Origin of the sequence: Paenibacillus maysiensis (assembly GCF_000520815.1) — a bacterium.
Classification (GTDB): domain Bacteria; phylum Bacillota; class Bacilli; order Paenibacillales; family Paenibacillaceae; genus Paenibacillus; species Paenibacillus maysiensis.
This window is the reverse complement of record NZ_ASRY01000283.1, coordinates 11,933-28,158: the sequence shown is the minus strand read 5'-3', so window position 1 is coordinate 28,158 and position 16,226 is coordinate 11,933. Positions and strand designations below refer to the sequence as shown.

General features: G+C 47.6%; 16 protein-coding genes and 1 riboswitch. Of the genes, 11 read left to right on the top strand and 5 right to left on the bottom strand.

The genetic code is table 11. The features are described from left to right. Positions 1–20: 20 nt before the first annotated feature. Positions 21–170, top strand: a riboswitch (cyclic di-AMP (ydaO/yuaA leader). A 313-nt stretch (positions 171–483) separates the two neighbouring features. Together L696_RS0121245 and L696_RS0121240 are read left to right on the top strand one after the other, a co-directional pair. Continuing rightward, the gene (locus L696_RS0121245) at positions 484–1,824 is read left to right on the top strand and encodes a TrkH family potassium uptake protein (protein WP_025685432.1); all 1,341 of its coding nucleotides are present in this window, start codon (positions 484–486) and stop codon (positions 1,822–1,824) included. An 18-nt stretch (positions 1,825–1,842) separates the two neighbouring features. Continuing rightward, positions 1,843–2,520: a potassium channel family protein gene (locus tag L696_RS0121240; protein ID WP_025685431.1), complete on the top strand. Its 678-nt coding sequence runs from the start codon at positions 1,843–1,845 to the stop codon at positions 2,518–2,520. 6 nt (positions 2,521–2,526) lie between these two features. Here L696_RS0121240 and L696_RS0121235 read toward each other — a convergent pair whose 3' ends face one another. Continuing rightward, positions 2,527–3,432: a LysR family transcriptional regulator gene (locus L696_RS0121235; protein WP_025685430.1), complete on the bottom strand. Its 906-nt coding sequence runs from the start codon at positions 3,430–3,432 to the stop codon at positions 2,527–2,529. A gap of 226 nt (positions 3,433–3,658) precedes the next feature. Between L696_RS0121235 and L696_RS0121230 the strand changes: the two genes are divergently transcribed. The 7 genes from L696_RS0121230 (at position 3,659) to L696_RS0121200 (ending at position 10,460) form a co-directional block, all read left to right on the top strand. Continuing rightward, entirely contained in the window at positions 3,659–4,333 is a 675-nt protein-coding gene (locus tag L696_RS0121230) for a succinate dehydrogenase cytochrome b558 subunit (protein ID WP_025685429.1), read from the top strand. Positions 4,334–4,385: 52 nt separating this feature from the next. Continuing rightward, on the top strand, positions 4,386–6,131 hold the full coding sequence (gene sdhA, locus L696_RS0121225; protein ID WP_025685428.1) for a succinate dehydrogenase flavoprotein subunit: 1,746 nt from the start codon (positions 4,386–4,388) through the stop codon (positions 6,129–6,131). A gap of 27 nt (positions 6,132–6,158) precedes the next feature. Beyond that, positions 6,159–6,926: a succinate dehydrogenase iron-sulfur subunit gene (gene sdhB, locus L696_RS0121220; RefSeq protein ID WP_014277823.1), complete on the top strand. Its 768-nt coding sequence runs from the start codon at positions 6,159–6,161 to the stop codon at positions 6,924–6,926. A 174-nt stretch (positions 6,927–7,100) separates the two neighbouring features. Further along, on the top strand, positions 7,101–7,910 hold the full coding sequence (locus tag L696_RS0121215) for an AAC(3) family N-acetyltransferase (protein WP_025685427.1): 810 nt from the start codon (positions 7,101–7,103) through the stop codon (positions 7,908–7,910). Between the two features lie 80 nt (positions 7,911–7,990). Next, positions 7,991–8,935: a metallophosphoesterase gene (locus L696_RS0121210; RefSeq protein ID WP_025685426.1), complete on the top strand. Its 945-nt coding sequence runs from the start codon at positions 7,991–7,993 to the stop codon at positions 8,933–8,935. A gap of 97 nt (positions 8,936–9,032) precedes the next feature. Next, entirely contained in the window at positions 9,033–9,773 is a 741-nt protein-coding gene (locus L696_RS0121205; RefSeq protein ID WP_025685425.1) for a metallophosphoesterase family protein, read from the top strand. 51 nt (positions 9,774–9,824) lie between these two features. Then, positions 9,825–10,460, top strand: coding sequence for a GNAT family N-acetyltransferase (locus L696_RS0121200; RefSeq protein ID WP_025685424.1), 636 nt, complete (start codon positions 9,825–9,827; stop codon positions 10,458–10,460). 182 nt (positions 10,461–10,642) lie between these two features. Here the strand turns inward: L696_RS0121200 and L696_RS0121195 are convergent, their stop codons facing one another. Then, the gene (locus tag L696_RS0121195; RefSeq protein ID WP_025685423.1) at positions 10,643–11,530 is read right to left on the bottom strand and encodes an NAD(P)H-binding protein; all 888 of its coding nucleotides are present in this window, start codon (positions 11,528–11,530) and stop codon (positions 10,643–10,645) included. A gap of 193 nt (positions 11,531–11,723) precedes the next feature. Here L696_RS0121195 and L696_RS0121190 point away from each other — a divergent pair, with 193 nt between their 5' ends. Both L696_RS0121190 and L696_RS0121185 read left to right on the top strand, forming a co-directional pair. Then, complete coding sequence (locus tag L696_RS0121190; protein WP_049827476.1) at positions 11,724–12,494, top strand: DeoR/GlpR family DNA-binding transcription regulator; 771 nt, start codon at positions 11,724–11,726, stop codon at positions 12,492–12,494. A 1-nt stretch (position 12,495) separates the two neighbouring features. Continuing rightward, the gene (locus L696_RS0121185) at positions 12,496–13,305 is read left to right on the top strand and encodes a Cof-type HAD-IIB family hydrolase (RefSeq protein ID WP_025685421.1); all 810 of its coding nucleotides are present in this window, start codon (positions 12,496–12,498) and stop codon (positions 13,303–13,305) included. A 128-nt stretch (positions 13,306–13,433) separates the two neighbouring features. On the opposite strand, the gene L696_RS0121180 is transcribed toward L696_RS0121185, so the two are convergent. The 3 genes from L696_RS0121180 to L696_RS0121170 all read right to left on the bottom strand — a co-directional run bounded on the left by L696_RS0121180 (position 13,434) and on the right by L696_RS0121170 (position 16,048). Next, a complete protein-coding gene (locus L696_RS0121180) occupies positions 13,434–14,174 on the bottom strand; it encodes a GTP pyrophosphokinase (protein WP_025685420.1) in 741 nt (246 codons plus the stop codon). Positions 14,175–14,276: 102 nt separating this feature from the next. Then, the gene (locus L696_RS0121175) at positions 14,277–15,086 is read right to left on the bottom strand and encodes a histidinol-phosphatase (protein ID WP_025685419.1); all 810 of its coding nucleotides are present in this window, start codon (positions 15,084–15,086) and stop codon (positions 14,277–14,279) included. 59 nt (positions 15,087–15,145) lie between these two features. Next, positions 15,146–16,048, bottom strand: a complete 903-nt coding sequence (locus L696_RS0121170; RefSeq protein WP_025685418.1) for a LysR family transcriptional regulator — start codon at positions 16,046–16,048, stop codon at positions 15,146–15,148. Between the last annotated feature and the right edge of the window lie 178 nt (positions 16,049–16,226).

The following is a 16,226-nucleotide window of genomic DNA, read 5'->3' as shown; positions in this document are numbered from 1 at the left end:
ATGAAATATATAGGTAACGATATACATTTGAGCCGAATTTCCATAGGAAAACGGGGGAACCATGTTACTGGGGTGAATTTTGCAGCCGGTCCCGGACCAGGAGTGTGAATAGGGCATACTGTGAAGCCCGAATCCGTCAGCTAACCTCGTAGGCTGTGAGCAGGAACCAAGTCAGGCACTCGGATTTCCGGTGTCTTTTTTTGTGCGAATAAAAGTTGGATAATTAAAACGTTGCTGAGTTAAGTCCGCTTCGTGCTCCATTTGATCTTCCGATCGCTGTTGTCTCTGAATTTTATTGGATTAGATAAGCCCTGTTAAGGTTAAAATTCAGAGACAAAGGCGAGCGCTACCTCTTCCATTTTAACCATTAAAAGGGCTTATAAAATCAGAAAAAAATCCGGGGGTAACAGCAATCGGAAGAACAATCTGCACCCGGAGCGTCTCCATGCTCATAATTCACCAAGTAGGAGCAGTGATAAATAGATGAATCCCAATGCAAGATGGCTTCGGCTTTCTCCACCGCAGATATTCGTTGTGGGCTTTGCCATTATCATTCTTATAGGCAGCTTGTTGTTAATGCTGCCGATTTCCAATACAACGGGAAAGCCGCTTGCATTTATAGACGCTTTGTTTACAGCCGCCTCTGCGACCTGTGTAACCGGGCTTGTCGTAAAGGATACCGGCATCTTTTTTACCACTTTTGGACAGGTGGTTATCGTAGCGCTGATCCAGATTGGTGGTCTCGGCTTTATGACGATGGCTACCTTGATTGCACTGGTGTTCAAGCGTCGTATTTCCTTGCGGGAGCGTCTCATTTTGCAGGAAGCGATGAATCAGACTTCTGTAGAGGGAATTGTCGGGTTAATCCGTAAGGTATTACTGTACTCACTGGTTATTGAAGGCGTATGCGCTACGATATTCTCGGTTCGCTGGTCCTTTGATATGCCCGTAGGCAGGGCGATTTATTTTGGAATCTGGCATGCCATCTCCATGTTTAACAATGCTGGTTTTGATTTATTCGGTGAATTTCGCAGCCTGACAGGTTATGTATATGATCCGATTGTTAATTTTACGGCTATGTTTCTGATTATTTCGGGTGGCATCGGCTTTGTGGTCATGTCCGATCTGGTGGAATACCGCAAGCGAAAGAGACTGTCCTTGCATACCAAGGTGGTACTCAGCATGACGGCTGCTCTGATTGTAGTCGGCACGCTTGTCATCTTTGTATTTGAGTTTACCAATCCGAAGACACTGGGCTCGCTGGATTGGGGTGGAAAGCTGCTGGGATCTTTATTCCAATCCGTAACGCCCCGCACCGCAGGTGCCAATACGCTGGATATTGCAGGCTTGCGACAGGCTACGCAGTTTTTTATCATCATACTCATGTTTATTGGGGCTTCCCCTGGCTCCACTGGAGGCGGGATTAAGACCACAACATTCGCCCTGCTCATTGGAGCGGTGATTTCGATGCTGCGGGGGCGGGAAGATATTGTGCTGTTCAAGTACAGACTTGCGCAGGGACGAATTTACAAGGCTTTGACCATTACACTGCTGGGGCTGCTGTTTGTCATTGGGGTGACGATGATTTTGTCAGCAACCGAGGATCACCATTTTCTGATGATATTGTTCGAGACGGTGTCTGCATTTGGTACGGTGGGATTGTCTATGGGGCTTACACCTGATTTGACGGTTATAGGCAAGCTGGTCATTACCCTGACGATGTTTGCCGGCAGATTGGGTCCGCTCACACTTGCTTATGCACTGACTCCGAAAAAGGGTAAGGAATTATATCGTCATCCGGAAGGCAAAATGATTATAGGATAAGGGAGTTTTCGAGTAGATATGAAAACGCAGCAGTTTGTGGTTATTGGTTTGGGACGCTTTGGCTCAAGCCTGGCTTTGCAATTGGTAGATATGGGATGCGAGGTGCTTGGCATTGACCAGAATGAGGATATTGTGGATAGCATGAGTGAGCTGTTGACGCATACCGTCGTAGCGGACGCTACAGACGAGGATTCGTTACGATCGCTAGGCATTCGCAATTTCGATTGCGGCATTGTTGCGATTGGTAATGATATTCAGGTTAGCATCCTGGCTGCCATTTTGCTAAAAGAGCTGGGTGTGAGCAAAGTCGTTGCCAAAGCGATTTCTGTGCTGCACGGACGGGCGTTGGAAAAGCTCGGTGTGGACCGGGTCATTTATCCCGAGCGGGATATGGGGATACGGGTTGCGCACCAACTGGTTACGCCTAACTTGCTTGATTATTTGGAGCTGTCCAAGGAATACAGAATTGTGGAACTCAACGTTCCTGCATGTCTGCATGGCAAAACGCTATCTGAGCTGAATGCCCGCACTCGCTTTGGTTGTAGCATCGTAGCGCTTCATACGGCGAACGGTATCCTGATTGCACCCACAGCGATGGATCGGCTAAAAGCGGACGATATTATGGTTATCATCGGCTCCAATGACAATATCGGCCGCTTTGAGGACGAGGTCGTTAACGTGAACGAGGAAGGCTGATCTCCTCTACACCATACGATAGCCCGCAAACGATGCACGTGTCTCGCTGATCCAGCGCCGTGCTGTCGGCCCCAGATCGGTCGTCTCCGAGTAGATAAGGGAGGTGGTGCGCCGTGTCTCCTTCAAATCAGGCAAGTACAGCGCCGTTAGCCCATTATCCCGCAGCAGCTCGCTGCGCAAGTAGGATTTGGGCAGCAATGCGGAAGCCTTGCAGGTCGGCAGCAGACGCACAATCGCCTCGAACGAGTCAATTTCCATACGAATATCCGGCATGATGCCGCTGCGCTGGAACAGGTCATCGGTCAGACTGCGGTACCAGGTTCCTTTGGAAAAAATAATCATTGGCAATCCTTGCAGGTCTTTCATCGAAGCCGTTCCCGTCTTCATCGTTAATTCATGTCCGATCGGAACGACTAGCTCCAAATGATCGTCAAACAGTGGAATACAACGCAAGCCGGCCTCATGAATGGCAGACCCGACAATACCGGCGTCTGCTTTTTTGTCGCGTACAAAAGCGACGATTTCATGGGTTTTGCCTGTGAGCAGTTTCAGCTCGGTTTGGGGATGCTTGCTCATGAAAGCTTCAACAAGAGTAGGCAGTGTCGTTTGGAGTGTCGTCAGACTTGCACCAAGGGTGAGCATACTCTGGGCTTCATTTTTGTGCTGGGACAGCTTTTGTAAAAAACGAAGCTGGCGCTGGCGCTGCTCCAGTGCGAAGGTATATACAAATCGGCCTGTCGACGTAATTTCGAGTCGTTTGCCCCGTCGATCAAAGAGGTTTACGCCCAGATCCTCCTCCAGCTTGGCGATTTTGCGGGACAGGGCGGGCTGGGACAGATTAAGCAGCTTGGAGGCTTTATTCAGGCTGGATTGCTCGACAATGACGGCAAAAGCGTTCAAATCCTCAAACAAATCATCCACTTCCTCTCTATATGCAAAAAAGACATAACAATTAATACGTATATTGCAATTCCATTATAAGCCGAAAAGGAGTAACATGAAAGCGACACAAGATGTTCACACCTTTGTTTTCTCTTTTAAGGAACACCTTGTTAGACATTTCCTGTCGGGAACTGTCATTTTATATGTTATATTACTATTGAAAACGCTATTATTGGGAGAAGGGAGCATTACCTAGATGAGAGGATTTTATTCCAGAAAGCTGCACTCGCTTCTTGGCGTCATTCCGCTGGCTCTGTTTTTTGTAGAGCATTTGGTGACCAACTTCACAGCGGTGGAGGGCGGCAAGGAAGGATTCAATCGCAGCGTGGCCTTCCTGAATGGTCTGCCGCTTGTTATTGTGCTTGAAACGTTATTTATTTACTTGCCATTGCTGTTCCATGGAATCTATGGCTTGTATATCGCTTACCAGGCTGATCCAAATGTCAAACGTTTTGGCTATTCGCGTAACTGGCGCTTTCTGTTTCAGCGCATTTCCGGTGTGATTACGTTCGTGTTCATTATCTGGCACGTATACGATACACGTTTTCAGGTGGCTCTTGGTAATGTAACACATGAGGAGCTAGGCGGCGTGATGCATGGCATTGTGACGAATCCGGTCTATTTTATCCTTTATTTAATCAGTGTCGTTTCGGCATCCTTTCACTTTGCTAACGGACTATGGGCATTTATGGTCAGTTGGGGAATTACGGTGGGACCACGTGCGCAAAAAGTATCTTCCTATATCTGCATGACCTTGTTCGTGGTTGTATCCATCGGCTTCATCGCTTCCCTGTTGGCATTCCGCAGCGCGGAATTTCAGGAAACAGCAACCGCATGGGTACAATACAACGCTATTCAACAGCTGCTGTAAACGAGGTATTCAAACGATAAAATAAAATCCTGAAAAAAAGGAGTGAGCAGAAATGGCAGCATCCAACATTATTGTCGTGGGCGGCGGTCTTGCGGGTCTAATGGCTACGATCAAGGCGGCAGAGGCAGGAGTTCACGTTCATTTATTTTCTTTGGTTCCGGTCAAAAGGTCCCACTCCGTTTGTGCTCAAGGCGGCATCAACGGCGCGGTGAATACGAAGGGTGAAGGCGACTCGCCCTGGATTCACTTTGACGATTCGGTCTATGGCGGCGACTTTCTGGCCAACCAGCCCCCGGTAAAAGCGATGTGTGAAGCGGCTCCGGGTATTATCCATCTCATGGACCGCATGGGTGTCATGTTTAACCGGACACCGGAAGGACTGCTGGATTTCCGCCGCTTCGGCGGTACGCAGCATCATCGGACAGCCTTTGCCGGAGCGACGACAGGGCAGCAGCTTCTGTACGCACTTGATGAGCAGGTACGACGCTGGGAATCCGAAGGTTTGGTGACCAAGTATGAAAACTGGGAGTTTTTACAGGCTGTACTCGATGATGAGAGTATCTGTCGCGGCATCTGTGCGCAGGATTTGCGCACGATGGAAGTGAAGACTTTTGCAGCGGATGCAGTTATTTTGGCATCGGGCGGACCCGGCATTATTTTCGGCAAAACCACGAATTCCGTGATTAATACCGGTACGGCTGCCGGGGCGGTATATCAGCAGGGCGTACGCTATGCCAACGGCGAGTTTATCCAGATTCATCCGACGGCTATTCCGGGGGATGACAAGCTGCGTCTGATGTCCGAGTCTGCACGGGGAGAGGGCGGCCGTATTTGGACGTACAAGGACGGCAAGCCTTGGTATTTCCTCGAAGAAAAGTATCCGGCTTATGGAAATCTGGTCCCTCGTGATATTGCGACACGTGAAATATTCAGTGTATGCGTCGATGATGGGCTCGGCATTAATGGCGAGAACATGGTGTACCTCGATCTGTCCCATAAGGACCCGAAAGAGCTGGACGTGAAGCTGGGCGGTATTATTGAAATTTATGAAAAATTCGTCGGTGACGATCCGCGTAAAATCCCGATGAAAATTTTCCCGGCTGTGCATTATTCGATGGGCGGCATGTGGGTCGATTACAATCAGATGACCAATATTCCGGGGCTGTTCGCCGCCGGAGAATGTGAATTCCAGTATCACGGTGCGAACCGCTTGGGTGCCAACTCGCTGCTGTCAGCCATTTATGGCGGTATGGTGGCTGGACCGAAGGCTGTGGAATATATCAAAGGCTTGAAAAAATCCGCACAGGATATAGCTTCCTCCGTGTTCGATGCGGCGGTCAACCAGCAGACGGAGAAGTATGAGCGTATTTTGCATATGGACGGGAAAGAAAATGCCTACGTCCTTCACAAAGAGCTGGGCGAGTGGATGACGAACAACATGACCGTGGTTCGTTATAATGACAAGCTGGAAGCTACGATCCACAAGATCAAGGAGCTGAAGGAGCGTTATTCCAACATTAACATCAATGATGCTTCACGCTGGAACAATGCGGGTGCGGCGTTCACTCGTCAGTTGTGGAATATGATGGAATTGGCTGAGGCCATGACCAAAGGGGCGCTGCTGCGCAACGAAAGCCGCGGGGCCCATTACAAACCGGACTTCCCGGATCGCAACGATGAGGATTTCCTGAAAACGACGATTGCGGACTGGACACCGGAAGGACCGCAAATCTCGTACGAAGCGGTGGACGTTTCGCTGATCAAGCCGCGTATTCGGGATTACTCCAAGAACAAGTAAAGGAAGATACAGAAGGGAGTGTATGAGATGTCGGAGCAAGCAGTGAAATCGGATAAAACCGTGAAGTTCGTTGTGACCCGTCAGGATGAACCTAATGCGAATCCATATACGGAAGAATTTGAGTTGGCTTATCGACCGGGGATGAATGTAATCAGTGCGTTGATGGAGATTCAGCGTAACCCGGTGGACAGTCATGGTAAAGAGACGGCTCCGGTATGCTGGGAGTCGAATTGTCTGGAGGAAGTGTGTGGAGCGTGCTCCATGGTGATTAATGGCAAGCCGCGTCAGGCTTGTGCGGCGCTCGTCGATAAGCTGGAGCAGCCGATTACCATCGCGCCGATGAGCACGTTTCCGGTTGTACGGGATTTGGTCATCGACCGCAGCCGGATGTTTAACGCGCTCAAGAAGGTCAAAGCGTGGATTCCGATTGACGGTACCTACGATCTGGGTCCCGGCCCCAGAATGGCAGAGAAGAAGCGCCAATGGGCGTATGAGCTGTCCAAGTGCATGACCTGCGGTGTCTGCCTGGAGGCTTGCCCGAATGTTAACGAGAAAACGACATTCATTGGACCTGCGGCGATATCTCAGGTTCGTCTGTTCAATAGCCATCCAACTGGGGAAATGAATCAGGAGGAGCGGCTGGATGCGTTGATGACGGACGACGGGCTGGAGGGCTGTGGTAACTCGCAAAACTGCGTACGTTCCTGCCCGAAAGGCATTCCGTTGACAACCTCCATTGCTGAAATGAACAAGCAAACGACCAAGCATATGTTCAAGCGCTGGTTGACCGTATAGCAATAGCCAGTGAATACTTTATACCAAAACAGGCTTTTTTCCCTGAACCGGAGAAAGTCTGTTTTTTTGTGCTCAGGACAGATAGGAGTTACCATGGAGGGAGGAGAGTGGGGCAGCAGTTATGGTATAATTATGGTATTGTGTATCGTTTTTGGAGAAAAGGGGGCAGGACAGGTGACTGTACAACCGATGACGCGTCGGCCCGTTACCGGGTCGGATGTACTGAAAGGATTAAAGGAGCTGGGGGTTCAAAAAGGCATGACGTTGCTTGTGCACTCGTCGATGCGCAGCTTTGGCAGTTTTGTTCCGGGAGGGGCCTCTGCGATTCTTTTGGCATTAACCGATGCGATTGGCCCGGAAGGAACGCTGGTCACGCCGACGCAGTCCCATGATCTGACCGATCCGTCGACATGGATGAACCCGCCTCTGGATGAGTCATGGTGGGAACTTGTACGCGAGGAAATGCCCGCCTATGATCCGGCCTGGACGCTGACCGGCGGCATGGGTATCATTGTGGAAACGTTTCGTGGCCTGCCGGGAACACTGCGCAGCGGACACCCGCATGTTTCGTTTGCGGCCCGTGGACCTGCGGCTTCACACTTGCTGGAAGGGCATGAGCTTGATTTCGGGCTGGGTGAACATTCGCCACTGGCGAAGCTATATGAGACAGACGCCTATGTGCTGTTGCTGGGCTGCGGACATGACAGCAACACGTCCTTTCATTTGGCGGAATACCGTATTGCGTACAATGGACGTGAAGAAACGACCCATCAGGCCCCGATGATGGTGAACGGGGAGAGGGCATGGGTATCTTTTCAGAATTTTAATATATCCTCGGATGATTTTGACAAGCTGGGGCTTGATTTTGAACGGGATCGTCCCGCAGCCTTTACGCGGGTGAACATCGGGGATGCATCGTGTTTTTTAGCGAGGCAGCGAGATTTGGTAGACTATGCAGAACGATGGTTAGCCATCAACCGCTAGAGGGCTAAAAGCGTGAGATATTTGAACCATGAGATATCTAAACTGTACAATAGTTGAATAGATAGCAAGGGGGCACGCATATGGAGAAGACGCCGCAAACCCGCCGCGAGAGTCAGGATGGCCCACACGATAAGGCCGTTATCCCTCCCGGTTCTTCGCGGCGTTCCATTTCAAATGAGCCAGCCAATCCTTCGCGTCGCCGTTTTTTGAAAAAAGCCGCTTTAGCGACAGCCGGAACCGCGCTTTTAACCGGAGGATACGCTTCCTTATGGGAGCCTAATCATTTGGAGATTACACGTTTTACGCTATCTTTGCCCCGTCTGCCGTCGGCTTTTGACGGTATCAGAGTCGTGCATTTTAGTGATGTACACTTGGGCTTTCACATGGATGAGCAGGACCTGCGGGAGCTTGCGGACCGGATTGCAGGACTGAAACCGGATTTGCTTTGTTTTACAGGTGATATTGTAGATGATTATGCCGTATCTATGAAAGCCGCTGTTCCGGTCATGGCTTCGATGCACGCCACACTCGGTAAATTCGCCATTCTCGGCAATCACGATTATCGGGGTTTACCAGCCGGGGTACAGGAGCTATATCCAAAAACCGGGTTTACGTTGCTGAGAAATGAACACGCGATTGTAGAGCGAGCCGGGCAGCGTGTGGCGATTGTTGGGTTAGAGGATGACATTATGGGCAAGCCCAATCCGCGGCGTGCCATACACGGACTGTCTGATGAAATGTGCAAGCTGCTGCTTATGCATGAGCCGGATTATGCGGATGTGGCGGCGCGAATGTCCTTTGATCTTCAACTGTCAGGACATACGCATGGAGGACAGGTGCGCTTGCCTGTCATTGGAGCGCCGATGCCGCCTCCGGGTGGACGCAAGTACATTCAGGGATTATTTCATGTGGGGAGCGACAGGATGCCGCTGTATGTCAGCAGGGGCATTGGCATGACCCATCTGCCGATTCGTGTGCTGTGCAGGCCGGAGCTGAGTGTCATTACACTGAAATCCGATCAATAGGCTATTATATATTTACTTTCATCATTATGGGCTTGTAACTACATAAAAAGGGTTTAGTGTAGTGTGTAGCTGTTTCGGACAAAGGAGTGATATTCAGATGGATCGTATTGCTGTCATTTCAGATATACATGGCAATTGGCCTGCCTGCGAGGCGGTGCTGGAGGATATTGCTTCCCGAGGAATTAGTCGTGTGTTTTGTTTGGGGGATCTGATCGGCAAAGGGCCTAGCCCTTGCGAGGTTCTGGAGGCTGTCCGTCAACGTTGCGAGGTGGTCGTGCGAGGCAATTGGGATGAGCTGGTTAGCATTACGGATGATCTCAATTTTAGCTGGCAAGCCGAGCGCTTGGACACAGAACGGCTACAATATTTGGCACAGTTACCGTTTCATCATGATTTCAGGATGAGCGGACGTCGTATCCGTCTGGTACATGCTTCGCCGCAAAGTGTATATCATCGCGTGCAGCCATGGGATGAGCCGGAGAAAAGACTCGCCATGTTCGACCCGTTGGCCGAGGAAAATGGAAAAGCCGCTTTTGCCCCGGATATTGTTGGGTATGGAGATGTGCATAATGCCTTTATTCAGCATTTTCAGGGCAAGACGCTTTTTAATGTCGGCAGTGTGGGGAATCCGCTGGATGTAACTCAGGCTTCTTACTGCATTTTGGAGGGAAACCTGGGAGAAGATACGCCTGCGCCCTTTTCCATTCAATTTGTACGTGTGCCTTACGATATAGAATTGGCGGTAAAACAGGCAGAGGAAGCCGGTGTACCTTCTTTGCCGTATTATATCCGTGAGCTGCGCACAGGCATTTACCGGGGAATTCAGGACCTGGATTGATTGTGCAACTATTCGCTGCAAAAAGCCAATCCATCCGCAGGAGGGATCATTGTGCTGACCAGAGAAATGCTTCGTTCAGGGCTACCGGAGCTTTATACCGACCGTGTCCGGTTGCGCCAGCTACAAGCGGGGGATTACTCCGCGCTGGAACGGATGTTGTCCGATCCATTGGTTATCCGGTATGTGAACCGGATTCGCAAGCCAGTCGATGCGCGGATGCGGCGTCTGGTAGCGCAAATCAGAGTAGCTGCGGATTCCCTGGATTCCCTGCATTTTGCGGTGGAATGGCATGGGCGAAATACAGCAGCATACAACGAATCCGGCCAACTCAATGAACGCAACGAACTCCATGAACATAATGAACGCAGCCACTCGCCGCTGCTGGGTATCGCTTCTTTTCAGCAATGGAATGAAAAAGCGGGTGAGGCGCAGCTAGGCTATATTTTGGATCGTCCTTTCTGGGGACAGGGGCTGGCTACAGAGGTTGTGGAGGAAATGCTGAGATTTGGTTTTGGTTCTTTAAAGCTCAAGCGGATCGAAGGTCGTTGCCATGAGGATAATCAGGCTTCCGTGCGTGTGCTGATCAAAAATAAGCTGCGCCTACTGCGCACAATCAGTGCCTATGATCATTCAGGAGAAGTGCCGAGTGTATTGGTGTTCTCGATGACCCAAGGGGATTATGCGTAGAAACGGCAGTGGAATATTTTGTTACAGAGATGAAATATAACTGCAAAACAACTCTAACACAGGACGGGTACAATACAGACATGACCCCCTTTTGAATAATATATGTTGCTGGGACCCGAAGCTTCGGGTCCTCTTTTTTTGTCTTGTTTTTATTGTAGCTACGTGCGATTTACAAGTTACTATTAAGATTCATAGGTACGGTTCAGGTCGCTTATCAGCTCAGGAAGCCATTCGGTCAGGGAAAGAAAGGAGTACCCCTCTGATCGGGCTTTAGTTGTATCCATGTACCACGATTGTGTAATACCGAATGGAGACATATGCTCGTCGACTGTTTTTTCTTGAATCACGGCTTGCTTCCCGGTTACCTGCTCAATGGTGGAAATGACATCTCCGATCCTCACGGTACCGTCCGAGCAAGCATTTACGGGTCCTGTCAAATGAGAGTGACCAAGCCAAAGTAGAAAATCTGCGGCTTGGTCAGAACGGATAAACGAGATGCGCGCTGCCGGATTCGGTATGCCGATTTCTATTCCATCACGAACATGCTCAATATGAAAATGAAGTCTTCTCGTATAATCATCTGTTCCTAATACAATCGGAAAACGAACAGCGGCAACCGGGAACGTAGCTTGTTGCATGAAAACCGCTTCTGCCTGCCGTTTAGCCTCCTGATATGTAAAATCGTCCTTGCCGCCTTTGCAAACCAGGTAAGCCTGAGGGTCGAAGACACTCTCGGTCAGCACTTCCGGACTTGGATCGTAGACGGATAAGCTGGAGGTCAGAATATACCGTTTGGCTTTAGCATCAAAAATGCGACAGGCTTCTCTGGCTTCATCTGGAGAAAAGCAAATATTATCGTAGACAACATCCCAAACCTGCTCACCTACCGCCTCAGCTAGCGCTTCCGCATCGTTACGATCTGCAATAATCCGCTGAACGCGCTCACCGAACGAATCGCTTGTTTGACCTCGTGTAAGGATCGTAACGTTGTTCTCAGAGTCCTCCAGCAGACGTTCCACCAGCCTTTTGCCAAAAAATCGCGTTCCACCTAATACAAGTATCTTTCTCATTCATGAATCACTCCTTATGGACTTGTTTTCATTATATTAAGGTAGACGAAAATAAGGATACAAAGGATACGCTGCGATAAATAGATGAGTACATACTACTTACAAAAAATGCTTAATATCACTTAACAAATCGTGCAATAATGCTTATAATTGATTTATGGAGGTGATACTTATTTATCAAGAAGAAAGGTTAGTGAAAATTCTTGAGAGGCTTCAGGAAGAAAAGATGATTTCGAATCAGGAGATATGCGATATGCTCGGTATTTCCAGAGACACGGCCCGGCGGGATTTCATTAAATTAGTGGATGAAGGTGCTGCGATACGAACCCATGGAGGTATTGCGTTACCTCAGTTTAAGGACAAAATAAAAGCATATAAGGAAAGAGTCCATGCTTCCTCTGAAGATAAATATAAAATTGGAAAAATAGCTGCCTCTTATATCAACAAAGGTGACCTTTGTTTTCTGGACGTCTCAACGACAGTAAAATTTCTTTGTGATCATCTCAATACAAGCTCTACAGTTTATACTCATTCCCTTGATAATGCAGAAGCACTATCTAACAACAATGAAGTCGATATATGCCTGCTAGGTGGAAAGTTTAATCCTGAAAATCGCTTTTTTTTCGATGTTAATGTGGCATCTCAGTTAAATGATATTTACTTTGATAAAGTTTTTCTTGGTGCAGCTGGTATTTTAAAGGATGGCATCTATTTTTCAAACTTTGAAGATGCGGTCATCAAAGATTTAGTAGCAAAACGATCAAAAGAGGTTATTCTGTTGGCGGATTCACGGAAATTTAATCAAATCAGCTCCTATAAGGGTGTTAATTTTAGTGATATTGACATGATCATTACCAATGAAAAGCCACCAGATAGCTTTAGAAGGAATTTTGAGGAAAATAACATTGAGATCAGACTTATTAATGAAGGGCAGGCAGTTAAAGATGACCTCGAGGGGGGCTAATATGACAAAGATAAAAGCAGTTTTCAGTGACATAGACGGGACTTTAATTAATTCTAATCATGTGATAACCGAGAAAACAAAGCTTGCAGTCCAAAAAGCAACAAACCTGGGTGTACCATTTGTCCTTGTTTCTGCTAGAATGCCAAGTGGAATCCTGCCACTCCAACAAGAATTGGAAATCGATTCACCCATTATTTGCTACAGTGGTTCTCTGGTAATAGACTGTAGGAGTAATACCACTATTTTCAGCAAAGGCTTGCCTCAAGAGAATGTTATTGGCATTTATGAGGCTGTAAAAAGCAAATTCTCAAACATTCATATTAACATCTACAGCCATGATCAATGGATTGTTGAAAATCCACAAAACGAATGGATTGTTCAAGAGCAAAATATCACAGGGGCTCAGCCTACTCAGGCGAACCTTAAAACCTTCATAAACACAAACCCTGAAATGCATAAAATTCTCTGTATGGGTCCGTCTGAAGAAATCGAAGAGCTTGAAGAAGTATTAAAGAAAGACAACGCCGTTCTAACCATCTACAAATCAAAAGAAACTTATCTGGAAATTATGTCTGGAGATGCATCTAAGTCTAAAGCAATTCAGCAGATAATCAGCCGTTATGGTTTTAAAAAGGAAGAAATCATGGCAATTGGTGACAATTTCAATGATATTGATATGCTGAAATTCGCTGGGCTGGGCATCGCAATGGGGAATGCGCCTGACGAAGTTAAAAAGTATGCGGACCAAGTGACCTCCAGCAATGATGAAGAAGGATTAAGTTTGAGTTTAGAAGAGAACGTCATCAGCTAAAGGCGTTCGCCTTTGCAATGGGATTCTACCCTTTAAAGGGCATATACAATCCAGAGAATCCCGTTGTAACAGCGATCGTAAGATCAAATCATTCGCGTAGCGGTGGATCACCAACGAAGTCTGTCCAATCACTCCCCGAGCAGCTTCAAAAAGTTGGCTGGCACCGAAAATTGCTGATTATTAATCATAATCTTCCGAAGCTCTTCCATGGAGTCTTCTTTACCTCGGGCGTCTTTAATCTCCTTGATTTCACGATGCAGCCGTTCCATTTGGAGATCGAGCGCATTAGCGGAATCCGCTGCGTTCTTTAATTCACGTGTCAGGCTTTCGGGAACAGACTGGTTGTATTTATAAAAGATTTTATGCTCCAGACTGGCCCAGAAATCCATTGCAATGGTCCGAATTTGTACCTCTACGCAGACCAGCTCCTGGCGGTCGGACATGAATACAGGAACCTGGATCAACAGATGCAGACTTTGGTAACCGTTCGACTTGGGATTTTTGATGTAATCCTTGATTTCCAGCACCTTCAAGTCACTCTGTCTCTGAAGCATGTTACTGACATCATAAATATCCGAAATAAAAGAGCAAGTAATACGCAAGCCCGCGATATCCTTAATATGATCCTTGACAGCATCCAGGGATAACTCGCTATTTTTACGAACCATTTTGTTCATGATGCTCTCAGGGGATTTGAGGCGTGATTTGGTGTGCTCAATAGGGCTGTAATCGTGCAACGCTTGAAATTCCTGCTTTAGTATTTCAATCTTGGTTTCCATTTCGTCGAGCGCAAATTTATAGATTAGCATAAATCGCGTGATGTCATGCTTTAGCTTTTTGAACTTGTCCATCGGGTCTTCCGGATACATTTGTAATTCTCCTCACACATAGATGTCATTAATTTAAAATAATGGAGCTGTACGGTTTAAGGTGGGTGGCAGCTGAGCGGCAAATCCCACCCTAAACAAATTTTAGAGCGACACCGGAATTTTACGTTTTTGTTTAAAATAAACCCATTCCCGGAAGCCAATATCCTTCAGCATCGCCTTCACTTCGTCCCAATCATCGCCTACCCGCGAAGGCTTATGGGCATCTGAACCAAAAGTGACCTCTACGCCAAAATGATGCGCTCTTTCCAAAATGGAGGCCGATGGATACCATCCACCACTCAGTTTGGTTTTACCTGATGTGTTAATTTCAATGGCAACACCGGATTTTGCAATCACTTTCAAGGTTTCGTCAATGGCTTCATCGGCAGGAATATCTGAGAAAGCCGGGAAATTCCCCTTCATCGCGTCGATATGACCCAAAATCTGAAACATACCGCTCCGCGCAGATTCCTGAATGAGCGCATAGTAAGCTTGCTTGACCTCGATTTTGCGTGCATCACTTACGTCATTCCAACGGTTACGGTTAAAAATGCTGTCCCCTTCGACATTGTGAATCGACCCAATGAGGTAGTCGAACGGATAAGGGGCCAGGGTGGAACGATACAGTTCCGCATAATCAGGAAAATAATCCGTCTCTAATCCGAGCAACACGTCAATGCGGCCTTCGTATTCCTTTTTAAGCTGTTGTACCTCTTCTACGTACTCGGCAAGCTGGGATTTTGCCATATAAATTTTCGGAAAAGCCTGATCCTGTTCGCTGCCCAGGAAAGGGGAATGGTCCGAAATACCAATCGCTTGTAAACCGGACTGAATGCCTGCTTCGATATAGTCCCGAATATTGCCGTCTGCATGACCGCAGCGGAAATGATGGGTGTGCAGATCAAATTTCATCGCCTGTCTTCCTTTCGTAATCAAGGTTTATATTTGTATGGTGTTCATAGCGAATTACGTTATTCAGAACTGGTAAAATTCGTCTCCGGCATCCCCTTCAGATCACTTAAAAATTGCTGCATGGCTGAGTTTAGATATCGGCCGGATTTATAAATCACTCCTACTGGATGACTAACTTCCAGCTCGGGAATATGGATCATTTTTAATGTGCCTGCACGCAGCTCAGAAGTGACCGATAGCCTGGAAATAATGGCAGCGCCCAGATTAATCTCAACCATCCGTTTGACTTCCTCGCTGCTGGACAATTCGATCACAACATGAGGCACAATTTGGTGTTTTTTGAATACATCGTCCACGAATTTTCGTCCTACCGTATCGGGTGAGAGCAGAATAAGTGGAATTTCCCGAAGGGCTTCAATAGTAGCATGCGGTTGGGAGGCCAGCGGATGAGTAGGCGATACGACAAGCTCAAAGGAATCGTAATACAAAATTGAAGTGCTCAAATTTGGATTACGTTCGATTAAGTAACCGATGCCAACATCAATAAGCCCGTTTTCCACCTGCTGATAAATCATGGAGGAAGCCATGGATTGAATGGAGGTTTTGATGAGCGGGAATTGATCCTGAAAGTAGGAAAGTACACGCGGTAAAATTTGAATGGCGATGGACGTCGTAGTGCCCAGTGCAATATGACCCTGCGGCGTTTCGTTCAGATCGTACAATTTTTGCCGCAGTTCCTCGACAACACTCAAGATCCGCTCTGCATGTTCCAAAAAAACAGCCCCTCGGTCGGTCAGGGTGACGGGTTGGTTGCGGTCGATCAGAATGGTCTTGAACTCGTCCTCCAGACTTTTGATTTGGGCGGATACCGCCGGCTGCGTCAAATTGAGAAGTTCTCCAGCTTTGCGGAAGCTCATCGTTTTGGAAATCATGATAAGTGTTTCAAGTTGACTGATGTTCATGAAGTTCCTCCTCTCTTTTCTTAATTCTGTCGCAGCAGTACAGCCTGAGGATTTTTCACAAATCCACCTGTGCATATGTAAAACCATCGTTATGCTTATTTCATTAAATTATAGGTTATTCGAGCGGGAAGGGCAATGAATCGAAGCAGAACACTGTGAAGTATGGTATATTGGAAAA